This is a genomic window from Streptomyces nigra, assembly GCF_003074055.1.
In the GTDB taxonomy this organism is placed as follows: domain Bacteria; phylum Actinomycetota; class Actinomycetes; order Streptomycetales; family Streptomycetaceae; genus Streptomyces; species Streptomyces nigra.
Map to the genome: position 1 here is coordinate 5,179,338 of NZ_CP029043.1, position 22,384 is coordinate 5,201,721.

The window sequence follows — 22,384 nt, forward strand, 5'->3', positions numbered from 1 at the left end:
ACCTGGAGACAACCCATGGACAAGATGCGCCCGCGCGTCGTGGACCTCAACGAGATCGAGCCCAACCGCAAGCGCGGCGGCGATCTGCGCACCCTGCTCACCCCCGTCACGGTGGGCGCCACGAGCGGCTTCATGGGCCTGGCCATCATGCGGCCGGGCGAACGCATCAGCGAGCACTACCACCCGTACTCGGAGGAGTTCGTGTACGTCGTGGAGGGCCGGCTGGAGGTGGACCTGGACGGAGAAACGTTTCCGCTCCGGGCCGACCAGGGCCTCATGATCCCCATCGACATGCGGCACCGCTTCCGCAACGTCGGTGACGAGGAGGCCCGGATGGTCTTCCACCTCGGCCCGCTGGCCCCCAAGCCGAGCCTCGGCCACGTCGACACCGAGGCCCCGGAGATCAGCGACGACGTCAAGCCGTACCCGCTGGTCCAGGAAGAGGGAGCGAGTCCCGCCCGGCCCGGGGTGTTGTCATGACCCGGCGCGTGGCGGTGACCGGCATAGGCGTGGTCGCCCCCGGCGGCATAGGGGTCCCCGCCTTCTGGGACCTGCTGTCCAGCGGCCGTACGGCGACCCGCGGCATCACCCTGTTCGACCCCGAGGGACTGCGCTCCCGGATAGCCGCCGAGTGCGACTTCGACCCCGTCGCGCACGGGCTCGACCCCGCCGTCGGCGAACGCGCCGACCGCTACATCCAGTTCGCCCTGGTCGCCGCCCAGGAGGCGGTGACCGACAGCGGGGTCGACTTCGCCGCCGAGAACCCCTGGCGCGTGGCCGTCTCCCTCGGCAGCGCGGTCGGCGGCACCACCCGCCTGGAGCACGACTACGTCCTGGTCAGCGCGCACGGCGAGCGCTGGGACGTCGACCACCGGGCCGCCGAGCCCCAGCTGCACCGGGCGTTCTCGCCCAGCACGCTCGCCGCCGACGTCGCCGAACGCTTCGGCGCCCAGGGGCCGGTGCAGACCGTGTCCACCGGCTGCACCTCCGGCCTCGACGCCGTCGGCTACGCCTTCCACACCATCGAGGAGGGCCGCGCCGACATCTGCCTCGCCGGGGCCTCGGACTCCCCGATCTCCCCGATCACCATGGCGTGCTTCGACGCCATCAAGGCCACGTCGCCGAACAACGACGACCCGGCCCACGCCTCACGGCCCTTCGACGCCCACCGCGACGGCTTCGTCATGGGCGAGGGCGCCGCCGTACTCGTCCTGGAGGAACTGGAGCACGCCCGGGCCCGCGGCGCGCACGTCTACTGCGAGATCGGCGGCTACGCCACCTTCGGCAACGCCTACCACATGACCGGTCTGACCAGTGAGGGCCTGGAGATGGCCCGCGCCATCGACGAGACGCTCGACCACGCGCGGGTGAACCCCACGGAGATCGACTACGTCAACGCGCACGGCTCGGGCACCCGCCAGAACGACCGGCACGAGACCGCCGCCGTCAAGAAGTCGCTGGGCTCCCACGCCTACGACACCCCCATGAGCTCCATCAAGTCCATGGTGGGCCACTCGCTCGGCGCGATCGGCGCGATCGAGGTCGTCGCCTGCGTCCTCGCGCTGGCCCGCCAGGTGGTGCCGCCGACGGCCAACTACGAGACCCCGGACCCCGAGTGCGACCTGGACTACGTCCCGCGCACCGCACGCCCCCGCCGGCTGGACAACGTCCTGTCCGTGGGCAGCGGCTTCGGCGGGTTCCAGTCCGCGGTGCTCCTGACGGGCCCCCAGGGGAGGAGACGACGATGAGTGGTCGACGCACCCGGCGGACGGCCGTCACGGGCATCGGCGTGGTCGCGCCCAACGGACTGCACGCGGACACCTACTGGAAGAACGTCAAGGACGGCACCAGCGTCCTCGACCGGGTCACCCGCGAGGGCTGCGAGCATCTGCCGCTGCGGGTCGCGGGCGAGGTCCGAGGCTTCGACGCCACCGCGCTGATCGAGGAGACCTTCCTCGTCCAGACCGACAAGTTCACCCACTTCGCGCTCGCGGCCGCCGACGCCGCCCTCCAGGACGCCGGGCTCAGCGCCGCCGCCTGGACGGACGCCCCCTACTCCGTGGGCGTCGTCACCGCCGCCGGGTCCGGCGGCGGCGAGTTCGGCCAGCGCGAACTGCAGAAACTGTGGGGCAAGGGCTCCCGGTTCGTCGGGCCCTACCAGTCCATCGCCTGGTTCTACGCCGCCAGCACCGGCCAGATCTCCATCCGCAAGGGCTTCAAGGGCCCCTGCTCGGTCGTGGCCAGCGACGAGGCGGGCGGCCTCGACGCCGTCGCGCACGCCGCCCGGGCCGTCCATCGCGGCACCGACGTCATCGTGGTCGGGGCGGCCGAGGCACCCCTCGCCCCCTACTCGGCCGTCTGCCAGCTCGGCTACCCCGAGCTCAGCACCGAGGCCGACCCCACCCGCGCCTACCGCCCCTTCACCTCCGCGGCCTGCGGATTCGTCCCCGCCGAGGGCGGTGCCGTCCTGGTCGTCGAGGACCTGGACCGCGCGCGGCGCCGGGGCACGGACGTACGGGCCACCGTCGCCGGGCACTCCGCCACCTTCACCGGCGCCTCCCGCTGGGACCGCTCCCGCGAAGGGCTCGCGCAGGCCGTCCGGGGCGCCCTCGACGAGGCCGGCTGCGCACCGGAGGAGATCGACGTGGTCTTCGCCGACGCGCTGGGCGTCCCCGAGGCCGACCGCGCCGAGGCGCTCGCCCTCGCCGACGCCCTCGGCGCGCACGGCACCCGTGTGCCGGTGACCGCCCCCAAGGCCGGTATCGGGCGCTCCTACTGCGGCGCGCCCCTGCTCGACGTCGTGGCCGCGGTGCAGGCCATGGAGCACGGGCTGATCCCGCCGACCCCGGGCGTCTTCGACGTCTGCCACGACATCGACCTGGTGACGTCCTCGGCCCGCCCGGCCGACCTGCGCACCGCCCTCGTCCTCAGCCGGGGACTCATGGGCTCCAACGCGGCGCTCGTCCTGCGCCGGGGCGACACGACCGCCGGATGGACGACGCCGGACAGACGACAAGGAGAACGCGTATGACGACACAAGTGACCCAGGTGACCTTCACGGAACTGGCGACCCTGATGAAGCAGGCCGCCGGTGTGACCGTCGACCCGCACGACCTGGAGGGCCGGGCCGACACCCCGTTCGCCGAGTTCGGGCTGGACTCCCTCGGCCTGCTCGGCATCGTGGGCGAGCTGGAGAACCGCCACGGCCGGGCGCTGCCCACCGACGCGGAGCGCTGCAAGAGCCCGCGCGCCTTCCTCGACCTGGTCAACGGCTCGCTCGCGACGGGAGCCTGACATGGCCGGACACACCGAGAACGAGATCACCATCGCCGCGCCCGTCGACCTCGTCTGGGACATGACGAACGACCTGGAGCGCTGGCCCGAGCTGTTCAGCGAGTACGCCTCCTGCGAGGTGCTCTCCCGCGACGGCGACACGGTGACGTTCCGCCTCACCATGCACCCCGACGAGAACGGCAAGGTCTGGAGCTGGGTCTCCGAGCGCGTCGCAGACCGCGAGAAGCTCGTCGTCCGCGCCCGCCGCATCGAGACGGGCCCCTTCGCCTACATGAACATCGTGTGGGAGTACGAGGAGACCCCGGACGGCACCCGGATGCACTGGACGCAGGACTTCGAGATGAAGCCCGACGCCCCGGTCGACGACGCGTGGATGACGGACAACATCAACCGCAACTCGCCCATCCAGATGGCCCTCATCCGCGACCGTGTGGAGGCGGCATGCACCACGCACTGATCGTCGCCAGGATGGAGCCCGGCGCGGCCAAGGACATCGCCGGCGTCTTCGCCGACTCCGACCGCGGCGAACTGCCCCACCTCGTGGGCGTCACCCAGCGCTCGCTGTTCCAGTTCGGCGACGTCTACATGCACTTCATCGAGGCCGAGCAGGACCCGGGCCCCGCCATCGCCAAGGTGGCCGGGCACCCCGAGTTCGTCGGCATCAGCCGCCGCCTGGAGGCGTTCGTCAGCCCCTACGACCCGCAGACCTGGCGGAGTCCGAAGGACGCGATGGCCCGCTGCTTCTACCAGTGGCGCAAGGACTGAGCGCAGCACATGGGCCGCCGCCCGCACCCGTCCGGTGCGGGCGGCGGCCTTTCGTCCGCCAAGTCCCGGCTACGACCGGTCGAGCGCCGGCATCAGACGCAGCGCGTTGTCCCGGTTGATCCGCTGGAGCTGCTCCTCGGACAGGAACGGGTCGCTGTCCAGGGCGGGCGTCACACGGTCGGCGATGACATGGGCGGGCGTGGGCGGCCAGTCCGTGCCGAACAGGATCCGGTCCGGATCCACCGTCGCCATCAGCGTCGGCGTCGCCGACGGCGACATCGGCCCGGCGGTGTCGAAGTAGAACCGGTGCAGATAGTCGCGGACCCGCTCGGGCTCGACGGCCGGCTCCACGGCCCCGCCGAACAGCTCCAGCCGGGTCGCCATGTAGGGGAGGAAGCCACCGCCGTGCGGCAGGATGAAGCTCAGGTTCGGGTAGCGGTCCAGGGTGCCGTTGCGGATGAGGTTCACGGCCGCGCGGGTCGTGTCCATCAGGAAGTCGCACACGAAGGGCGGCATGCCGGGCAGCCCGCCGCCGTCTTTCCCGCCGGCCGGCACCTCCATGGGGTGCGTGCTGACGACCGCGGACCGCTCGTCGAGCTCCCGCAGCAGCCGGTCGTGCGCCGGGTCGCCGAGGAAGACGCCGTTCATGCTGGTCCGGGTGCTCACCCCGACCGCCCCGAGCTCGTCGAGGCCGTGTCGCACGCTCCAGGACGACAGCTCCAGGTCGTCCAGGAAGACCGGGGTGAAGAAGGCGAAGCGCTCCGGGTCCGCCTCGACGACGTCGGCCGCGGCGCGCAGAGCGACCCGGGCGCTCTCCTGGCGCTCGGCGCGCTCCTGGAACCGGCCGAGCATGGCCACGGTCATCACCGCGGTGCCGATGCCCGTCTTGTCCATGATCTCCAGGGCTGCGTCCCGGTCCCAGCGGGTCCACCAGGGCAGCCGCTCCCGGTCGACGACGCCGCGTCGTTCCGCCCAGTCCAGCCAGGCCGGGGCGGTGAAGTGATGGTGGACGTCGATACGTCCGGCGAGAGGGGGCATGGCACACCGTCCTCGGTGCTCGATGAGGGGTGACAGTGATGAGGGGTGACCGCGTGGGTCAGTCGCGGCAGAGCACGCTCTGCAGCACGTTCGTCAGCACACGGTCGGCGTCCGGCATCGCCGCGTCGGCCCGCCAGGCGACGAAGCCGTCGGGGCGCACCAGCACCGCGCCGTCCTCGGCGGTGCCGTGCAGCTCGGCCCAGTCGGCGTCCGCCTCCGGGGCCAGGTCGTGGTCGGGCCCGGTGCCCACGAGATACGCCTCGACGGGCATGCCCAGGTTCGCCGACGCCTTCTGGACCGCGGTCCGCCACTTCTGCCCGCCCGACCCGGCGAGCAGCACGAAGGACTGCTCGTACAGGTCCAGCGTGGAGATCCGGGAGCCGTCCCGGGTCACCCACATGTGGGGCGCGCGGGTGCCCGGTTCACCGCCGAGCTCGAAGGAGTCGGGGACGACCGGGCGCTGCGCGGGGGCGTCCACGACGGCCCGGGAGGCGTAGCGGTAGCAGAGGGCGACGGTCATCAGGTCCGCCGGATCGTCGTTGCGTCCCGTCGGGCTGAAGCCGGGGTGCTGCTCGTCGGCGGCCTGGACGCAGGCGCGGGTGCCGGTGGCCAGCGCGACCGGGCGCCGTTCCGCCTCGTACGTGTCCAGCAGCGCCGGGCCCGCCCAGCCGCGCAGCACGGCCGCCAGCTTCCAGGCGAGGTTGTGCGCGTCCTGGATACCGGTGTTGGAGCCGAACGCGCCGGTCGGCGGCATCTCGTGGACGGAGTCTCCGGCGAGCAGGACACGGCCCTCGCCGTACGCGTCCGCGACCCGCTTCGAGGCGTGCCAGGGCGCCCGGCCGGTGACCTCGACGTCGATGTCGTCGACGCCGGCCGCGGCACGGATGTGCGCGGTGAGCCGCTCGTCGGTGAAGTCGTCGAGGGTCTCGCCCCGCGCCGGATACCAGGGCACATGGATGACCCAGCGTTCCTCGTTGTCGACCGGGAGCAGGGCGCCCTCGCCCTCGGGGTCGGTGACGTAGCACACGACGAAACGTTTCTTGCCGATGTGGTCCTTCAGGTTCCGGCTGCGGAAGGTGACGCTCACGTTGTGGAACAGCTCGCCCGGACCGGACTGCCCGATCCCCAGCCGGGTGCGCGCCGGGCTGCGCGGGCCGTCGGCCGCCACCAGGTACTCGGCGCGCACGACACGGGTCGCACCGGACGCCCGGTCCAGGATCTCGGCCCGCACCCCCTCGCCGTCCTGCTCGAAGGAGACCACCTCGGAGCCGAACCGGATGTCCGCGCCCAACTCCCGCGCGTACTCCAGCAGGACCGGCTCCAGGTCGTTCTGGCTGCACAGGCACCAGTCCGACGAGCTCACCCGGGTGATGTCCATGCCGCCGGAGATGTCCCCGATGATCCAGCGGCGTCTGGACCCGGTGAGGGAGTCCACCTGGAGGATCCCGTCGTTCCCGGAGAGCACGCGCGCCGCCTCACGGATCCGCGGTTCCACCCCGGCGGTCCGGTAGATCTCCATGGTGCGCACGTTGTTGCCCCGGCCGCGCGGGTGCGTGGACGTCCCCTCGTGCCGTTCCACGAGCAGGTGCTGAATTCCGAGGCGTCCCAGGAAGACCGACGTGGAAAGACCCACCAGGGAGCCGCCGACGACGAGAACTGGTACAGATTCCGCTTCGTGTCCGCTCACGTCGTCGATGTCTACCGTGACGGGCTCCGAGCCACACGTGCTTCACCGAGCGAACCCGTATGGCGCAGCACCGTTTGCGGCCCTGAACGCCCCGGGGAACTGTGGCTTCGAAACCACGGACATTCACGCCAACCCCGGGGACCAGTCATGACGCAAGCGTTCGCATCCGAGGAATCCGAGGCACTGTCGGCACAGGAGGCGGCCGCCGCGGCGTCGTCGTGCAGCCGGGAGTTCCGCGCAAACCCGCACCCCGTGTACGCCGCCCTCAGGGAGGCGGCGCCGGTCTGCCCGCTGTCCCCGCCGCACGGCGTGGAGACGTACCTCATCACGCGTTATGACGACGCCCGCGCCGCCCTCGCCGACCCCCGGTTCAGCAAGGACATGTACGGCGCCATCGACGCCTACCACCGCATCTTCGGCGACTCGTCGATCGCCCTCGACGACAACATGCTCTTCTCCGACCCGCCGAAGCACACCCGGCTGCGGCGCATCGTCGGCAACACCTTCACCCCGAAGCGCGTGGAATCGCTGCGGGCGCGGGTCCAGCAGATCACCGACGAACTGCTCGACGCGTGCCCGACGACCGAGCCGGTGAATCTCCTCCCGGAATTCTGCTTCCCCCTTCCGCTGCAGGTGATCTGTGAACTCCTCGGCGTTCCGGAGAACGAGCGGAAGCAGGCGCAGGAATGGTCCGCGACGGTCGCCCAGACGGGATTCGGTCCGGAGGCGCGCGCGAAACTGGAGATCGCCGAGGGAAATCTCCGCGACTATCTCGTCGACCTGTGCGCCCGTAAGCGCCGGGAGCCCGACGGCGGTCTGCTCAGCGCCCTCGTCACCGCCCAGGACCAGGAGGGCTCCCTCACCGACGGCGAACTCGTCTCCACCGCCTGGGTGCTGCTCTTCGCCGGGCACAAGTCGACGGCGTACCAGATCGGGAACGCGGTCTACCACCTGCTCAGCCGGCCCGACCAGAAGGAGTTGGCGCTGAAGGACGCGAGCACGCTGGCCCAGGCCATCGAGGAGGTCTTCCGGTTCGAGACCTCCGTGGAGAACTCCACGTTCCGCTACGCCAAGGAGGACGTGGTCGTCCGGGACACGCTGATCCCCAAGGGCGCCCTGGTCCAGATCTCCATCACCGGCGCCAACCGCGACCCGGAGTTGTTCACCGCCCCCGACGAGATGGACGTACGCCGCCCGAACGTCCAGGCCTCGCACCTCGCGTTCGGCTACGGCCCGCACTACTGCGTCGGCGCCCCGCTCGCCCGGCTGGAGATGCAGATCGCCCTGGGTACGCTCTTCGCGCGGCACCCCAAGGTGGCCCTGGCGCAGAAGCCCGAGGACGCGCGCTGGATGACCGTGCCGTTCCCCGCCTTCCGGGGCCTCGCCGAACTCCCCGTCGTCCTCGACCCGTCATGACGGGCGGAGCCCCGGAGCGCGTACGCGTGGTGCGGCTGCTGCGCGTGCGCGAGGGGATGGAGGCGGACTTCGTGGCGTCCTACCGCGAGGTCCGCCGGGGTTCGGCCGGCGTCCCCGGGCATCTCGGCGAGCAACTGTGCCGTTCGCTGGACGACCCCGCCCAGTGGCTGCTCACCAGTGAGTGGGAGAGCTTCGAGGCGGTACGGGCCTGGCGGTCCGGCTCCGCGCACCGGACCCTGGTCGAGCCGATGAACGCCTGTCTGCACGACGACCGCTGGACGGCGGTCTTCCAGGTCAGGGAGAGCACCACCGCCTGAGCGGCCGGCGCGGGCGCCGGGAGCGGGACCGAAGGGCGAGACGGGGCTGACCAGCATGTGACCGGCCGGTAAGGTCGGGGACGTGCCGAAGCCGCTCAGTCTTCCCTTCGACCCCATCGCCCGCGCCGACGAACTCTGGAAGCAGCGCTGGGGCAGCGTGCCGTCCATGGCCGCCATCACCTCGATCATGCGCGCCCAGCAGATCCTCCTCGCCGAGGTCGACTCGGTGGTCAAGCCGTACGGGCTGACGTTCGCCCGGTACGAGGCGCTGGTGCTGCTGAACTTCTCCAAGGCCGGCGAACTGCCGATGTCCAAGATCGGCGAGCGGCTGATGGTGCACCCCACGTCGGTGACGAACACCGTCGACCGGCTGGTGCGCTCCGGCCTGGTGGCCAAGCGCCCCAACCCCAACGACGGGCGCGGCACCCTCGCCTCCATCACCGACAAGGGCCGCGAGGTCGTCGACGCGGCCACCCGCGACCTGATGGCCATGGACTTCGGACTCGGGGTCTACGACGCGGAGGAGTGCGCGGAGATCTTCGCGATGCTGCGCCCGCTGCGGGTCGCGGCACACGACTTCGAGGAGAGCTGACCCCGGCCAAGATCTCCCGGAACAGGTGGTTACGCTCTTCCGCATGAAGAAGAGCGTCCTGACCCGCTACCGGGTGATGGCCTACGTCACCGCCGTCATGCTGCTCGTGCTGTGCACCTGCATGGTGTTCAAGTACGGCTTCGACATGGGCGAGGACGTCACCTTCGCCGTCTCCCAGGTGCACGGCTTCCTCTACATCGTCTACCTGATCTTCGCGTTCGACCTCGGGTCCAAGGCGAAGTGGCCGTTCGGGAAGCTGCTCTGGGTGCTTCTCTCCGGCACCATTCCGCTGGCCGCCTTCTTTGTGGAGCGCAAGGTCACACGGGATGTGGAACCGCTGGTCAGCGGTGTGGAGCCGGCCGTCGCCAAGGCCTGACACGACCGCCGCGCCCCGGGTGCGGCGGTTCTCCCATCGACATTTACTAGGACGTCCAAGTAAATTCATGGGTATGGACGCTGACGCCATCGAGGAGGGCCGCCGTCGCTGGCAGGCCCGGTACGACGCCGCGCGCAAGCGCGACGCAGACTTCACCACGCTCTCCGGGGACCCCGTGGAGCCGGTGTACGGGCCCCGGCCGGGAGACAGGTACGAGGGCTTCGAGCGGATCGGCTGGCCCGGGGAGTACCCCTTCACCCGCGGGCTCTACCCGACCGGCTACCGAGGGCGGACGTGGACCATCCGGCAGTTCGCCGGGTTCGGCAACGCCGAGCAGACCAACGAGCGCTACAAGATGATCCTCGGCAACGGCGGAGGCGGTCTCTCCGTCGCCTTCGACATGCCGACCCTCATGGGCCGCGACTCCGACGACCCGCGCTCGCTCGGCGAGGTCGGGCACTGCGGCGTCGCCATCGACTCCGCCGCCGACATGGAGGTCCTGTTCAAGGACATCCCGCTGGGCGACGTCACCACGTCCATGACCATCAGCGGGCCCGCCGTGCCCGTCTTCTGCATGTACCTCGTGGCCGCCGAGCGCCAGGGCGTCGACCCGGGCGTGCTCAACGGCACCCTGCAGACCGACATCTTCAAGGAGTACATCGCGCAGAAGGAGTGGCTCTTCCAGCCCGAGCCGCACCTGCGCCTCATCGGCGACCTGATGGAGCACTGCGCCGCCGGCATCCCCGCCTACAAGCCGCTGTCCGTCTCCGGGTACCACATCCGCGAGGCCGGGGCCACGGCCGCGCAGGAGCTGGCGTACACCCTCGCGGACGGCTTCGGCTACGTCGAGCTGGGCCTCAGCCGCGGCCTCGACGTCGACGTCTTCGCGCCGGGCCTGTCCTTCTTCTTCGACGCCCATGTCGACTTCTTCGAGGAGATCGCCAAGTTCCGCGCGGCCCGCCGCATCTGGGCGCGCTGGATGCGGGACGTGTACGGCGCGCAGAGCGAGAAGGCGCAGTGGCTGCGGTTCCACACCCAGACCGCGGGTGTCTCGCTGACCGCGCAGCAGCCGTACAACAACGTCGTCCGCACCGCCGTCGAGGCGCTCGCCGCCGTGCTCGGCGGGACCAACTCGCTGCACACCAACGCCCTCGACGAGACCCTCGCGCTGCCCAGCGAGCAGGCCGCCGAGATCGCGCTGCGCACCCAGCAGGTCCTCATGGAGGAGACCGGCGTCGCCAACGTCGCCGACCCGCTGGGCGGCTCCTGGTACATCGAGCAGCTCACCGACCGGATCGAGGCCGACGCCGAGAAGATCTTCGACCAGATCAAGGAGCGCGGCCTGCGCGCCCACCCCGACGGCAGGCACCCCATCGGGCCGATCACCTCCGGCATCCTGCGCGGGATCGAGGACGGCTGGTTCACCGGCGAGATCGCCGAGTCCGCCTTCCAGTACCAGCGCTCCCTGGAGAAGGGCGACAAGAAGGTCGTCGGCGTCAACGTCCACACCGGCTCGGTCACCGGCGACCTGGAGATCCTGCGGGTCAGCCACGAGGTGGAGCGCGAGCAGGTGAGGGTGCTGGCCGCCCGCAAGGCCGCCCGCGACGACGCCGCCGTACGCACCGCGCTGGACGCGATGCTGGACGCCGCCCGCAGCGGCGCCAACATGATCGAGCCGATGCTGGACGCCGTGCGCGCCGAGGCCACCCTGGGCGAGATCTGCGACGTCCTGCGCGACGAGTGGGGCGTGTACACGGAGCCGGCGGGCTTCTGAGGCCGGAGTGGAGGGCGGCTCCAGCCGGCGCTCAGTCGCCGGCCGCGGCCGCCCCCGCCAGCCCCAGCAGCAGCACCCGGGTGAAGCCACGCACCCACTCCTCGTCCGCCGGATGCCCGCTCACCAGCGTCCGGTGCACGACGGCCCCCGCCACCATGTCGAAGATGAGGTCGGCCGTCCGGTCCGACTCCGCCGGGTCCGATGACGGCGGCAGCTCCCCGCGGCCCTGGGCGCGCGCCCGGCCCTCGAGCACCAACCGCTTCTGCCGGTCCACGATCGAGGTGCGGATACGGTCGCGCAGCGCCTCGTCCCGGGTCGACTCGGCCACCACCGCCATCAGCCCGCTCTTCGCCTCCGGCCGGGCCAGGATCGCCGCGAACTGCAGCACCACGCCCTCGATGTCGGCGGCCAGACTGCCCCGGTCGGGCAGGCGCAGCGCGTCGAAGAGCTCGGCGACCGCGTCCACGACCAGTTCGTGCTTGCCGGACCAGCGGCGGTACAGGGTCGTCTTCGCCACCCCGGCCCGGGTCGCCACATCGCCGAGGGTGAGCTTCGACCAGCCGAGCTCGACCAGCGCCTCCCGGGTGGCCGCCAGGATCGCCGCGTCCGCGGCGGCGCTGCGCGGGCGTCCCGGGCGGGCGGGAACGGGCTGGCTCTCCATGGTTCGACCCTATCCGTGCGGATGTCGTGCGGCCGGTGAGGGAGATCACGGCCGGGGGGTGTCCAGAGGGTCCCCGATGCCATTACGCTACGACTCGTAGCGAAAGCGATGACCACGCTTGAACCACGCACCAGGCTTGACCACGCACCACGCCTGACCACGCTGACGCGGGTGGGGACCCGCGTCGAACCACACCGGCCCGGGCCGGTTTTCACACCGCTTTTCACAGGGCGCGCCGAACGGGGGAGGATAGACGCATGCAGCCACGGAACATGTCCATGAGCGGGGTCGTCGACCTCGCCGCGGTGAAGGCGGCCCAGGAGGCCAAGGCGAAGGCGGAGCAGGCGCGAGCCGAGGCCGCCCGGCAGGGCGGGCCGGGAGCCGTGTCACCCGCCGACCTCGTCATCGACGTGGACGAGGCGGGCTTCGAGCGCGACGTCCTCCAGCGCTCCGCCGAGGTACCGGTCGTCATCGACTTCTGGGCCGAGTGGTGCGAGCCGTGCAAGCAGCTGAGCCCGCTCCTGGAGCGGCTCACCGTCGAGTACAACGGCCGCCTCCTCCTCGCCAAGATCGACGTCGACGCCAACCAGATGCTGATGCAGCAGTTCGGGGTGCAGGGCATCCCGGCCGTCTTCGCGGTCGTCGCCGGCCAGGCGCTGCCGCTCTTCCAGGGCGCGGCCGGCGAGGCACAGATCCGCCAGACGCTGGACCAGCTCGTCGCGGTGGCCGAGCAGCGCTTCGGGCTCACCGGCCTCGCCGTCGACCCCGACGCCGAGCCGGGCGGCGTCCAGGCCGCCCCCGAGGTGCCCGCCGGTCCGTACGACGCCCAGCTCGAGGCCGCCGTACAGGCCCTGGACGCGGGCGATCTGGCCGGTGCCGTCCAGGCCTACAAGAACGTCCTGGCCGACGACCCGGCGAACAGCGAGGCCAAGCTGGGCCTCGCGCAGGCCGAACTGCTCCAGCGGGTGCAGGGCCTCGACCCGCAGCAGGTGCGCAAGGACGCCGCCGACCGGCCCGGCGATGTGCAGGCGCAGATCGCCGCCGCCGACCTCGACCTGGTCGGCGGTCACGTCGAGGACGCCTTCGGCCGGCTCATCGAGACGGTCGGGCGCACGGCGGGCGACGACCGGGACGCCGTACGGCTGCGGCTGCTGGAGCTGTTCGAGGTCGTCGGCGCCGACGATCCTCGGGTGGCGGCGGCGCGCAGGGCGCTGGCGCGGGCGCTGTTCTAGGCGCTCCGCGACCGGGGCGAGGGGCCGGTTCCGACCGGTCGTCGATCGCTCTGCGCCGTGTTGCGGAAGTGAAGGGATTGGCCGACAGAGCATCCAGGCGGCCGCGCTTTGCCAAATCTTGGTAATCGCGGCCGCCGTTACTGCGGGTAAGTCGCAGGCGTCGTTCTGTCGGCTTTCGTCTGTCCATTCTTGGATTTGTCCGGTCGTCCGGGGCCACCCTGTGTCGTCGACCGAGACCGGCGGGTCGTTGTTCGGTTATCCCGCCGTTACTACCCAGTAACGAGGCCCCTTGTGCGGGCGGCGAGAATGCACCACGATCGGCCACGCTCGGTCCTGTTCCCTACCCCCGACAGCCGGTCGGGTCGCGGGAGTTCCTGGGTCCCCACCGAGCAGAGCCGGCGGCAGTGGCGCCGGCTCTTGGGCAGGGGGGTCTTCACCCGTTCGGTGAAGCCTGTCCAGCAAGGTTGTGCGTGATGCGTGTCAGGCGCGACCAGTGGTTGTCGCTCGGGGGTGATCGCCGGTGATTCGGGCGCGGTTCTCGCGCCACCGAGCGCGGGCGCTCTCCTTCCCGAGGACGTAGCACTTCTCCCATCCCTGCCCGGCTGAGCCGTCGAGCCGACAGTGGCAGCCAGGGCCGGAGATGTACGTCCGAGAAGGAGGAAATATGGAGTCCCAGGTGCGTGGCGGGACCAGATGGAAGCGGTTCGCTGTGGTCATGGTGCCCAGCGTCGCCGCCACGGCAGCGATAGGTGTCGCCCTCGCGCAGGGCGCTCTGGCAGCGTCGTTCAGCGTTTCGGGTCAGTCGTTCAAGGTGACGACGGACAAGCTCACCGGTACTGGTTTCTCGCAGTACGGCGCTCTTGACGAGGGTTACACGCTCTCCGGCAAGAAGACGGTTCACCCCGTCGCCGTCTCGGCGTTCACGAACGCCACGATCAACAACCTGTGCCAGTCGGTCGTCACCCCGGACCTGCCGTTCGTCGGTGACGTGAGCCTGGTCCTGCGGGCCGGCACCGACCCGAAGAAGCCGGTCGAGGCGAAGAACCTCTACATCGACGTCGCCGACCTGAAGGCCGACGCCGAGTTCACGAACATCGACATCGGTGTGGCTGCCAAGGACGCCAACAAGGGTCCGGGCATGAAGGGCGGCGGCGAGCAGGCCAACCCGTACGGGTTCGCCCAGCAGGCCGAGAAGGCCGTCCTCACGGACGTGAAGCAGACGGCGTGGGCGACCACCGCCGGAACCTTCAAGCTCAGCGGCCTGAAGATGTCGCTGTCGACGGACGGCGCGGAGTGCTACTGAGCACTCTCTGACGGGCGGGGGAGCCGGTGGCACCCCCGCCCGTGCACTCTCCACCCGTCTGCCGCGCAGGCGGGCGGGCCAACGACTCACCCTCGCTTCACCACCACAGCAACGCCGCACCAGGGAGCTGTTTTCCATGAGCGCCGAGACTCCTGCCGTTCCCGGCACCGATGAGCACTACCTCCGGGTCGCCAGGCGGAAGTTCCGCGCCTGGCGGGGCACCAGGCCGTTCTGGGCAGGTCTGTTCATCATGCTCGGCGGCCTCCCGATCGCGTACTTCCCGTACGCCAACCTGCAGATCGGGCACCTGACGCTGGCGATGGCCACGACGGCGGGCGCCGGATCGCTGATCATCGGTGTGCTGCTTGTCGTCCTGGGCATCAGCCTCTGGTTCCAGAAGCACGTGCGTGTCTTCGCGGGCATCGCGGCGATCCTGCTGGGCCTGGTCTCCATTCCCGTGTCCAACCTCGGTGGCTTCCTCATCGGCTTCCTCCTCGCCCTGATCGGCGGAGCGATGGCCGTGTCCTGGGCGCCCGGGAAGGACGAGGACGCGCAGCCCGCGCAGGCCGGCACGACGAGTGAGGGGTCCGCACCGGAAGGTGCCGCGGACTCCGACACCACCGCCCTGAAGCCCGTGGTGGGCGAGTCGAACGATCTGTCAGGAACGAGCCCGGCGAACGGGGCGAACGGGAGGCACAGTGCCGGCTGACGAGGTGACCCACGGGACTGAGGTGGACACGTCCCGTGTGAGAACCGGGCCGCGACACGCGGCGCCCAAGAAGCCGCTGTTCACCAGATTCCAGATGCCCGCGGGCAAGGCGATAGCCCTGGCGGCGATGCCGACTGCGGTCCTGATGGGCATGGGCTTCACGCCCACGCTCGCGCAGGCCGACAGCGACAACGCCACCAAGCCCATGGCCAACAGCCTGACGGCCGACGAGTACAAGGACTGTGTGGCCGCGCTGGAGGACGATGCCGACGCCTCGGCGTCCCCGTCCCCGAGCGCCAGCGCGTCGGCCGACGAGGAGGAGACGGCGAAGCCGGACCCCTCGGACTCCGGCTCCGACAGCTCCTCGGACTCCGGCTCCTCGGACTCCTCGCAGTCCGCGGGCGGTTCGTCCTCGTCGGATTCAGGTTCCGACGACGCCGAGCCCGCGCCGAAGCCGTCGGAGAGCAAGACCGGGGAGGCCCCGTCCGCCGAGACGGCCACGCCGTCCCCGTCGCCCTCCCAGAGCGGCGGCAACCTGCTGGAGAACATCGGCGACGCCATCGAGGGCATCTTCACGGGCGGTGCGAAGGGCGACGAGAGCGCGAGCCCCACGCCGTCGCCCTCGGCGAGCGCCACCGAGGAGGCGTCGTCCGGCGAGGAGCCCTCCGCCAAGGAGTCCTCCGCGGCGTCCGACCCGGTGAAGGAGACCACCGACAAGGTCACCGACACGGCGGGGAAGGCCGTCGAGGACGCCGGTGACAAGGCGTCCGACGCGGCGAAGGACACCTCCGACGCGGTGAAGGAGGCGGCCGACGAGGTCACCGCCACGCCGAGCCCGTCCGAGAGCGCCGGCGTCGACCCGGATGACTGTCCGGTCGCCACCGACGACGAGGGCGGCGTCGACAACACCGTGCCGCTGCCCGACGACCCGTGGTACCTCAACGCCAGCTCGCTGCTGCTCAAGGGTGCCGACTACCAGGGCATCGTCGAGGTGAAGACGGCCAGCGGCAAGAAGAAGAAGGTGCTGAAGTACGTCATCTCCGACGGCACCGACATCGGTGACCTGCACCAGACGGTGAACGACAAGCAGTCCGGCAAGACCTACCACGTGCAGGCGGCCAAGGGCTCGACGTCGACCATCCGCGGTGGCAAGACGGTGATGTACACGGAGAGCATCTCCGGCAACCTGCTCGGGCTGATCCCGGTCACCTTCGACCCGGACAACCCGCCGCCGCTGAACATCCCCCTGATCTACTTCACCAAGGTCAAGGTCACGCAGGCCGCCCAGTTCGGCGGCACCCTGCATGTGCCGGGGCTGCACAACTTCACGACCGACTGAGCCGGGCGTCACCGCGACGCCGACACGAGCCCGTTCGGGAGCCGCACAGCGGCTGTGGCCCGGTCCTCATCCGAGGGCCGGGCCACAGACGTGTTCCGGCTTCGCGTCACTCTTCCTTCACTCTGCCTCCCCTGTCCCTCCCTCAAATCGACTGACTTTGGGTACAGTTGAGCTGCACGTGTTCCGAACATGACCACATTCGGGCCGTGTACGACCGACTGCGACCGGGGGAACTGCGTCGTCGACGGGGGAACACAGGGGGAAGCGCACGTCTGTCGTGCCCGCATGACCTCTCATCGCCTTCTCGCGCCCCATCTGTGAACGCCCGCCCCTGGTTGCCCTCCGCACCCAGGAAGGGATGCCCCCTTGCGTTCCAGACCCCCCGGGTCCTCCGGGCCGGCGCCGCGCATGAGACGGAGCCGCTTCACGCGGCTGCTTCCGCTGCCGCTGGCCGCCGCCCTCCTCACCGGCCTCGCTGTGAGCCCCGACCTGCTCACGCGCCCCACGAACTCGCTCGACGACGCCGCCCCCGTGGCCGGTTCGAGCCCGTGGTTCGACGACACGGCCGCCGAGCAACTGCGCCAGGACCAGTGCCTGATGGCCGACGTCCTGCGCCTGGGCGGCCCCGCGATGGCCGGCACGGCCCAGGACGCCCTCAACCGGCCGGCCGAGGAGCTCCACACCCTCGCCGACCGGAAGTACTGGGAGAACACGCCGCTGGCCACGGCGTTCAAGAGCGACCGGGCCACCGCCGACAAGGCGCTGCAGGACCTCGGCGCCCAGCGCGACGCCTGGAAGAAGCCGCTCGAGGGCCTGACCAACCCGGCCGGCTTCACCGACACCGGCTTCCACTGGCCGCCGGACGGCGGCAACGGCAAGCCCGGCTTCTACACCCAGACCGGCCTCGACCGGTGGACCGCCGACCGCTTCTGGCAGGACGAGGAGACCTTCTACAAGGACTCCACCCCCGCCGCCGACGCCGCCACGCGCAAGGCCGTCACCGACCTGGGCACCCCGCTCTACGGCAAGGACCCCGACCCGAGCCTGCCGAGCGACGAGTGGAACCGGGCCCTCGCCGAGCGCGACGCCTTCCAGTGGCTCACGGACACCTCGGGCCAGCCGACCGGAGCCGATGACGCCCGGATCTTCCTGACCTCCGGGGGCTTCCCCCGTACCGCCCCGGAACCGGGCTCGCCCGAGTACCGCGTCGCGGTCGAGGACCTCAAGTCCCGCTTCTCCACGTGCGCCTGGCGCGACCCGCTCGACCCGCGCGACGCCCTCAGCGACGCCACCGCCACCGCGGCGGCCGAGTGGCAGCAGGAGATCGCGGCCCAGGCCACCCAGCGCAACCAGATCCTGACCGCCAACAAGGACGCCACGAAGGCGCTCACCGTCGGCGCCAAGGCGCTCGGCGACCTGATCGGGCAGTCCTGGACCGCCGACCACCTCACCCGCTGGCAGGACTACTGGTCCGCCGGTGGCGTCGGCGCCATCGGGAACGCGCCCACCACCATCGAGGTGACCGGCAAGAAGGGCCTGTGCCTGGACGCCGCGGGCGGGGGCACGACCGACGGCACCGCCGTGCAGATCTACACCTGCAACGGCTCCGCCGCCCAGCAGTGGACCGTCGAGGGCGACGACAAGGGCCTGCACCTGCGCAACGTCAAGGCGCTCAAGTGCGTCGAGGTCGCGGGGAACAACGCGGCCGACGGTACGAAGATCCAGCTCGCGACGTGCAAGAGCACCCCGGCGCAGACCTGGGAGTACAACGTCCGCGCGGCCACGCCGCTGAAGAACGTGGGCACGGGCAAGTGCCTGGACCTGAAGACGTACGACAACGGCCAGGACTCCCGGCTGTGGACGTGCTCCGGTGCCACCGCGCAGAAGGTCACCATCAAGCCGTCCGGCCAGAAGGGGACCGTTCCGCCGAAGGCCCAGTTCGACAAGGCGAAGGCGGGCCTCGCGGCCGCGCGCACCAGTGCGGCGAACCAGCTGACGGCGCTGAAGGCGCAGCTGGCCGCCGCGCAGAAGGCGGCGACCACCTCCGACACCGCCGAGCAGGCGGCGTACGCCATCGCCGATCAGCAGGGCGCTCCGCGGGGCCGCGGGCTGCTCGTGGGCCAGCAGAAGGCCCAGGTCACCAAGGGTGTGGCGGCCGCGCTGGAAGCGATGGTGAAGGCCGGTGAGACCGCCGAGGCGGCGACCCGCGCCTCCGCCAGCGACAGCGACACCATCGCCCAGCGCGCGCTCGCCCAGGCGGCGCAGGCGAAGGCCGAGTTCCGCAAGAAGGCCGCCGAGAAGGCCGAGCTGCAGGCGAAGGCCGCGGCGGACGCGGCCAAGGTGCACCGCGACAACGCCAAGAAGGACAAGGAGACCGCGGAGGCCAAGCTCGCGGTGGCTCTGAAGGCCGAGGGCGAGGCCAAGTCGGCCGCGGCCACGGCCCACGCCAAGCGGCTGGCCGCCGAGGCCGAGGAGAAGACGGCCAAGGCGGAGAAGGAGAAGGCCGCCGCCAAGCAGGCGGAGGCGGAGCAGCACAAGAAGACGGCCCAGAGCGAGGCGGCGAAGGCCAAGGACGCGCGCGAGAAGGCCGAGGCGTCCGAAGGCACGGCGGTCGAGAAGCGCAACGTGGCCGTCAAGGCCCGTGACCACGCCAAGAGCATGCGGGACGACGCGTGGGACGCCGAGCAAAAGGCGGACGCCGCCCGGGCGAAGGCCGACGCGAAGGCCGCCTACGCCGACTCGCTGGAGGCCGGAAGCGCGGCCGACGAGGCCCGTGCCGCCGCCAATCAGGCCGACAAGCACGCCGACGACGCCGAGACCGCTGCCACCAAGGCCCGCTCCGCGGCCGACGCGGCGACCCAGGCGGCGGCGGACGCGGACGCGGCGGCCACCCGTGCGGAGTCCGCGGCCAAGCGCTCCCGCGCCAACGCCGATGCCGCGCAGGCCGCGAAGCTGAAGGCGGACGCCGCGGTGAAGACCGCGACGAGTGCCACGGCCGACGCCATCAAGGCGTCGCAGCACGCCTCGGCCGAGGCCAAGACGGCGGTGAAGCTGGCCGACGAGGCGGAGGCGAAGGCCAAGACCGCCAAGTCCGAGGCGGACGAGGCCAACAAGGAGGCCGGCAAGGCGCTGGCGGCGTCCGCGAAGGCGGCGGGCTTCGCCTACGTCACGGCGCAGGCCGCCGTGGACGCCGGGAAGGCCGCCGCGCAGGTGGCCAAGCCGGCGAACGACGCCATCCAGCTCGGCTCGCCGTACGTCGACACCGACTCGGTCGCCGGTCTGGTGGTGCTGGCCGGGCAGGGTTCCAAGACGATCGCGGAGCAGCAGCGGGCCGTCGCCGAGACGCACGCCAAGAACGCCCAGGAGGAGGCAGCCTCCTCGCAGGCGCTCGCCGACCAAGCGAAGGGCGACGCCAAGGCCGCCTACCAGCACGCGGCGAACGCCGCCAAGCACGCGTCGGACGCCCGGGGTTACGCGAAGGAGGCCCTGGGATACGCCGCCGACGCCGCGAAGGCCGCGTCGAAGGCGGTCGCGTCACTGGCCCGCACGGTCGAGTACGACCGCCAGGCGGCGGAGGACGCGGCGGCAGCCGACAAGGCGGCGGGCCGTGCCGAGAGCCACGCAAAGGCGGCCCGAGACTCCGCCGACGAGGCGGCGCTCGACGCGGAAGCGGCCCGCAAGGCCGCTTCGGCGGCCGAGGAGGACGCCAAGGAGGCCCGAGCGGCAGCCGACCGCGCGGACAAGGCGGCCACCGAGGCGGAAGAGGCGGCGAAGGACGCCGAGAAGTACGCCGAGGAGGCACAGGAAGCGGCCGAGCAGGCGGCTCGCACCGACGCGAACAAGCAGGTGGCGTCGGGCGCCGGGACGGGGCTCGGCAGCGTCTTCTACATCATCGACAAGATCGATCCGGTCGGTGAGCCGAAGTGGCTCGGTCAGAAGTCGCTCAGCGTGTGCGGGATCGCCTGGGCCGACCCCACCACCCACTGCAACGAGTTCGAGGTGACGGTCAACGTCACCGTCGACTACTACCTGTGCACCGACCCGAACGTCCCCGCCACGCAGTCCGGCTGCCCGGACGAGAGCTCGATCTTCCTCGACTCCGAGGTCAAGAAGATCACTGAGAACAAGGCAATCCTGGTCAGCGCCTGGGACGTGGTCGAACAGCTGTGGGCGCCGATCATCGAGGCGCTCACGCACGACTTCACCGCGTGTTACCACGGTTCCGTCTCGGGCTGCGCGTGGGCGGCGACCTGGTTCGTGCCCGGCAAGGCCGTGACAGCCGTGGCCGACGGCATCCGCGCCGTGGACGCCGCGATGCGGACCGGGATCGGGGTCAGAGACGCATTCGACGCGCTCAAGATCCTGCGTATCAACCCCGCGACACTGGCCGATGTCGAACGGATCATCAACACCTCCGACGCGCTCAAGACAGCGTGCCGGATCAACAGTTTCCCCGGCGAGACCCGGGTGTTGATGGGGGATGGATCACGCAAGGCGATCCGTGACGTGCGGGAGAACGACACGGTTCTGGCCGCCGACACGGAGACCGGCCTTCTGAAGGCGCGTCAGGTCACCCGGACATGGCGCCACGACACCGACCATCTGGTCGACATCACGGTTGCCGACGGCGGGCGGCTCTCCAGCACCACGGGCCACCGCTTCTTCGTCACCGGCCGTGGGTGGACCCTGGTGGCCGACCTGCGCGTCGGCGACCGTCTGCGCACCCCGGACGGAACGGTCCGCGTGGTGACGGCTCTGCGGGACCGGCCCGACCTCGCCCCTCGGTCGGTGTACGACATCACTGTCGCCGACCTGCACACGTTCTATGTGCTGGCAGGAGACGCGCCGGTCCTGGCGCACAACTGCGACGGCGAGATCCGATGGCTCACGGAAACCTTGTCCGCCAGCTCCGACGCCGCGAAGTACGATGCGGGAGCGATGGGGGCCCGACAGGGATTCGCTCCGGCCCTTCAGTACTACAAGCCCGGTGCAGTCAGACTCGCGGAGATCAAGTTCGACGGCATCGACGTCGCCAACAAGATCATGATCGACCGCAAGTACAACGTCACCCGGTATCCCAAGTCCTACAGGCAGGCGCAGAACCAGTCCCTGGCCCTGGAACAGAACGGGATGACAGGTGTCTGGGAGGTTCCGAATGCCAAGGTGGCTGCCGAGGCGCGGAAGATCCTCGCGAAGCAGCTCATCACCAACATCCGAGTGAGGATCGTGGCACCGTGACCCAACTCGAACGCCTTCTCACGAATGTCCTGATGGACGTCGTGGTGACTCTGCGGTCCGCGCGCCCCGGCGGACTCGATCCGGATGACGCCGGGCGGCTCACCGCGGGAGCGGTGGGCATCCTCCGGTCTGGGCTGGCCGACGCCACCGGTGAGGAACAGCGGGCGCTGGCGCTGGTTTTCCGGGAGAACGCCGACCGTGAAGGAGTGCCGGAGCGGAAGGCGGCGGCCGTCGAGTTCGCCGAGTCGCTGCGCCCCGCTCCCGAGCACTCCGCTCGGGTCGGCCGGCCCGAGGCCGTCGTCCGTGTGCTCGCGGAAGCCGTCATGGATCTGCTTCTGGCGGTAGAGCTGGCGGACGACGACGTCATCGACCCGGACGACGCCGTGAAGGTCGGCGAGTGGGCCGCGGCAGGTCTGCAGACGGGACTGGACCAGGCCTCCGAGGAGGACCGGCACGCCCTGATCGACCACTTCCGCGCCATCGCTGAGGCGGAGGAGGACCCTGAACGCAGGGACATGGCTCTGGAGTTCCCCGAAGCGATGGGTCTGCTTCTCGAGGACGAGGACTGACAAAGAGGCCCGGCACCGGAGGGCGCCCCCGGCCGACAGGGGAGGGGGCGCCCTTCGCACGCGCTGGCCGCATC

Annotated in this window: 20 protein-coding genes; 17 read left to right on the forward strand and 3 right to left on the reverse strand. The window is 70.9% G+C overall.

The features are described 5' to 3' along the window. Positions 1-15 precede the first annotated feature (15 nt). Genes DC008_RS24200 through DC008_RS24225 form a run of 6 tightly spaced genes read left to right on the forward strand, consistent with a single transcriptional unit; the run spans position 16 to position 4,059 of the window. The gene (locus DC008_RS24200; RefSeq protein WP_108708750.1) at positions 16-480 is read left to right on the forward strand and encodes a cupin domain-containing protein; all 465 of its coding nucleotides are present in this window, start codon (positions 16-18) and stop codon (positions 478-480) included. Then, positions 477-1,748, forward strand: coding sequence for a beta-ketoacyl-[acyl-carrier-protein] synthase family protein (locus DC008_RS24205; RefSeq protein WP_055624995.1), 1,272 nt, complete (start codon positions 477-479; stop codon positions 1,746-1,748). The genes DC008_RS24200 and DC008_RS24205 overlap by 4 nt, the downstream gene beginning before the upstream one ends. Next, entirely contained in the window at positions 1,745-3,031 is a 1,287-nt protein-coding gene (locus DC008_RS24210) for a beta-ketoacyl synthase N-terminal-like domain-containing protein (RefSeq protein WP_108708751.1), read from the forward strand. The genes DC008_RS24205 and DC008_RS24210 overlap by 4 nt, the downstream gene beginning before the upstream one ends. Then, positions 3,028-3,294 (forward strand): acyl carrier protein, encoded by a 267-nt coding sequence (locus tag DC008_RS24215; RefSeq protein WP_055624993.1) that lies wholly within the window; start codon positions 3,028-3,030, stop codon positions 3,292-3,294. The genes DC008_RS24210 and DC008_RS24215 overlap by 4 nt, the downstream gene beginning before the upstream one ends. Position 3,295: 1 nt before the next feature. Next, positions 3,296-3,751, forward strand: coding sequence for an SRPBCC family protein (locus tag DC008_RS24220; RefSeq protein ID WP_108708752.1), 456 nt, complete (start codon positions 3,296-3,298; stop codon positions 3,749-3,751). Further along, a complete protein-coding gene (locus tag DC008_RS24225) occupies positions 3,736-4,059 on the forward strand; it encodes a TcmI family type II polyketide cyclase (protein ID WP_055624991.1) in 324 nt (107 codons plus the stop codon). The genes DC008_RS24220 and DC008_RS24225 overlap by 16 nt, the downstream gene beginning before the upstream one ends. A gap of 69 nt (positions 4,060-4,128) precedes the next feature. Here the strand turns inward: DC008_RS24225 and DC008_RS24230 are convergent, their stop codons facing one another. Together DC008_RS24230 and DC008_RS24235 are read right to left on the reverse strand one after the other, a co-directional pair. Beyond that, positions 4,129-5,097: an amidohydrolase family protein gene (locus DC008_RS24230; protein WP_108708753.1), complete on the reverse strand. Its 969-nt coding sequence runs from the start codon at positions 5,095-5,097 to the stop codon at positions 4,129-4,131. A gap of 58 nt (positions 5,098-5,155) precedes the next feature. Next, the gene (locus DC008_RS24235) at positions 5,156-6,784 is read right to left on the reverse strand and encodes an FAD-dependent oxidoreductase (protein WP_108708754.1); all 1,629 of its coding nucleotides are present in this window, start codon (positions 6,782-6,784) and stop codon (positions 5,156-5,158) included. A 147-nt stretch (positions 6,785-6,931) separates the two neighbouring features. On the opposite strand from DC008_RS24235, the gene DC008_RS24240 reads away from it, so the two are divergent. From DC008_RS24240 to icmA, 5 genes are all read left to right on the forward strand, one after another. Beyond that, entirely contained in the window at positions 6,932-8,200 is a 1,269-nt protein-coding gene (locus DC008_RS24240; protein ID WP_108708755.1) for a cytochrome P450 family protein, read from the forward strand. Beyond that, positions 8,197-8,517, forward strand: coding sequence for an antibiotic biosynthesis monooxygenase family protein (locus tag DC008_RS24245; protein ID WP_108708756.1), 321 nt, complete (start codon positions 8,197-8,199; stop codon positions 8,515-8,517). Before DC008_RS24240 ends, DC008_RS24245 begins: the two co-directional genes overlap by 4 nt. 82 nt (positions 8,518-8,599) lie before the next feature. Continuing rightward, positions 8,600-9,109 (forward strand): MarR family winged helix-turn-helix transcriptional regulator, encoded by a 510-nt coding sequence (locus DC008_RS24250; protein WP_055624986.1) that lies wholly within the window; start codon positions 8,600-8,602, stop codon positions 9,107-9,109. 43 nt (positions 9,110-9,152) lie between these two features. Continuing rightward, positions 9,153-9,485, forward strand: a complete 333-nt coding sequence (locus tag DC008_RS24255) for a DUF3817 domain-containing protein (protein ID WP_055624985.1) — start codon at positions 9,153-9,155, stop codon at positions 9,483-9,485. Positions 9,486-9,558: 73 nt separating this feature from the next. After that, entirely contained in the window at positions 9,559-11,259 is a 1,701-nt protein-coding gene (gene icmA, locus DC008_RS24260; protein ID WP_108708757.1) for a coenzyme B12-dependent isobutyryl-CoA mutase large subunit, read from the forward strand. 31 nt (positions 11,260-11,290) lie between these two features. On the opposite strand, the gene DC008_RS24265 is transcribed toward icmA, so the two are convergent. Continuing rightward, the gene (locus DC008_RS24265) at positions 11,291-11,920 is read right to left on the reverse strand and encodes a TetR/AcrR family transcriptional regulator (RefSeq protein WP_108708758.1); all 630 of its coding nucleotides are present in this window, start codon (positions 11,918-11,920) and stop codon (positions 11,291-11,293) included. Positions 11,921-12,177: 257 nt separating this feature from the next. On the opposite strand from DC008_RS24265, the gene DC008_RS24270 reads away from it, so the two are divergent. The 6 genes from DC008_RS24270 (at position 12,178) to DC008_RS24300 (ending at position 22,310) form a co-directional block, all read left to right on the forward strand. Continuing rightward, positions 12,178-13,152: a tetratricopeptide repeat protein gene (locus DC008_RS24270; protein WP_108708759.1), complete on the forward strand. Its 975-nt coding sequence runs from the start codon at positions 12,178-12,180 to the stop codon at positions 13,150-13,152. A gap of 664 nt (positions 13,153-13,816) precedes the next feature. Further along, positions 13,817-14,455: a DUF6230 family protein gene (locus DC008_RS24280; protein ID WP_108708761.1), complete on the forward strand. Its 639-nt coding sequence runs from the start codon at positions 13,817-13,819 to the stop codon at positions 14,453-14,455. Between the two features lie 136 nt (positions 14,456-14,591). After that, on the forward strand, positions 14,592-15,164 hold the full coding sequence (locus DC008_RS24285) for a DUF6114 domain-containing protein (protein WP_108708762.1): 573 nt from the start codon (positions 14,592-14,594) through the stop codon (positions 15,162-15,164). Further along, positions 15,154-16,503 carry a hypothetical protein gene (locus tag DC008_RS24290; RefSeq protein ID WP_108708763.1) on the forward strand — a complete coding sequence of 450 codons (1,350 nt, stop codon included), beginning with the start codon at positions 15,154-15,156 and terminating at the stop codon, positions 16,501-16,503. Before DC008_RS24285 ends, DC008_RS24290 begins: the two co-directional genes overlap by 11 nt. Before the next feature lie 408 nt (positions 16,504-16,911). Next, positions 16,912-21,741: an RICIN domain-containing protein gene (locus tag DC008_RS24295; protein WP_108708764.1), complete on the forward strand. Its 4,830-nt coding sequence runs from the start codon at positions 16,912-16,914 to the stop codon at positions 21,739-21,741. Then, complete coding sequence (locus tag DC008_RS24300; RefSeq protein WP_108708765.1) at positions 21,738-22,310, forward strand: hypothetical protein; 573 nt, start codon at positions 21,738-21,740, stop codon at positions 22,308-22,310. The genes DC008_RS24295 and DC008_RS24300 overlap by 4 nt, the downstream gene beginning before the upstream one ends. The last annotated feature ends 74 nt before the right edge of the window (positions 22,311-22,384 follow it).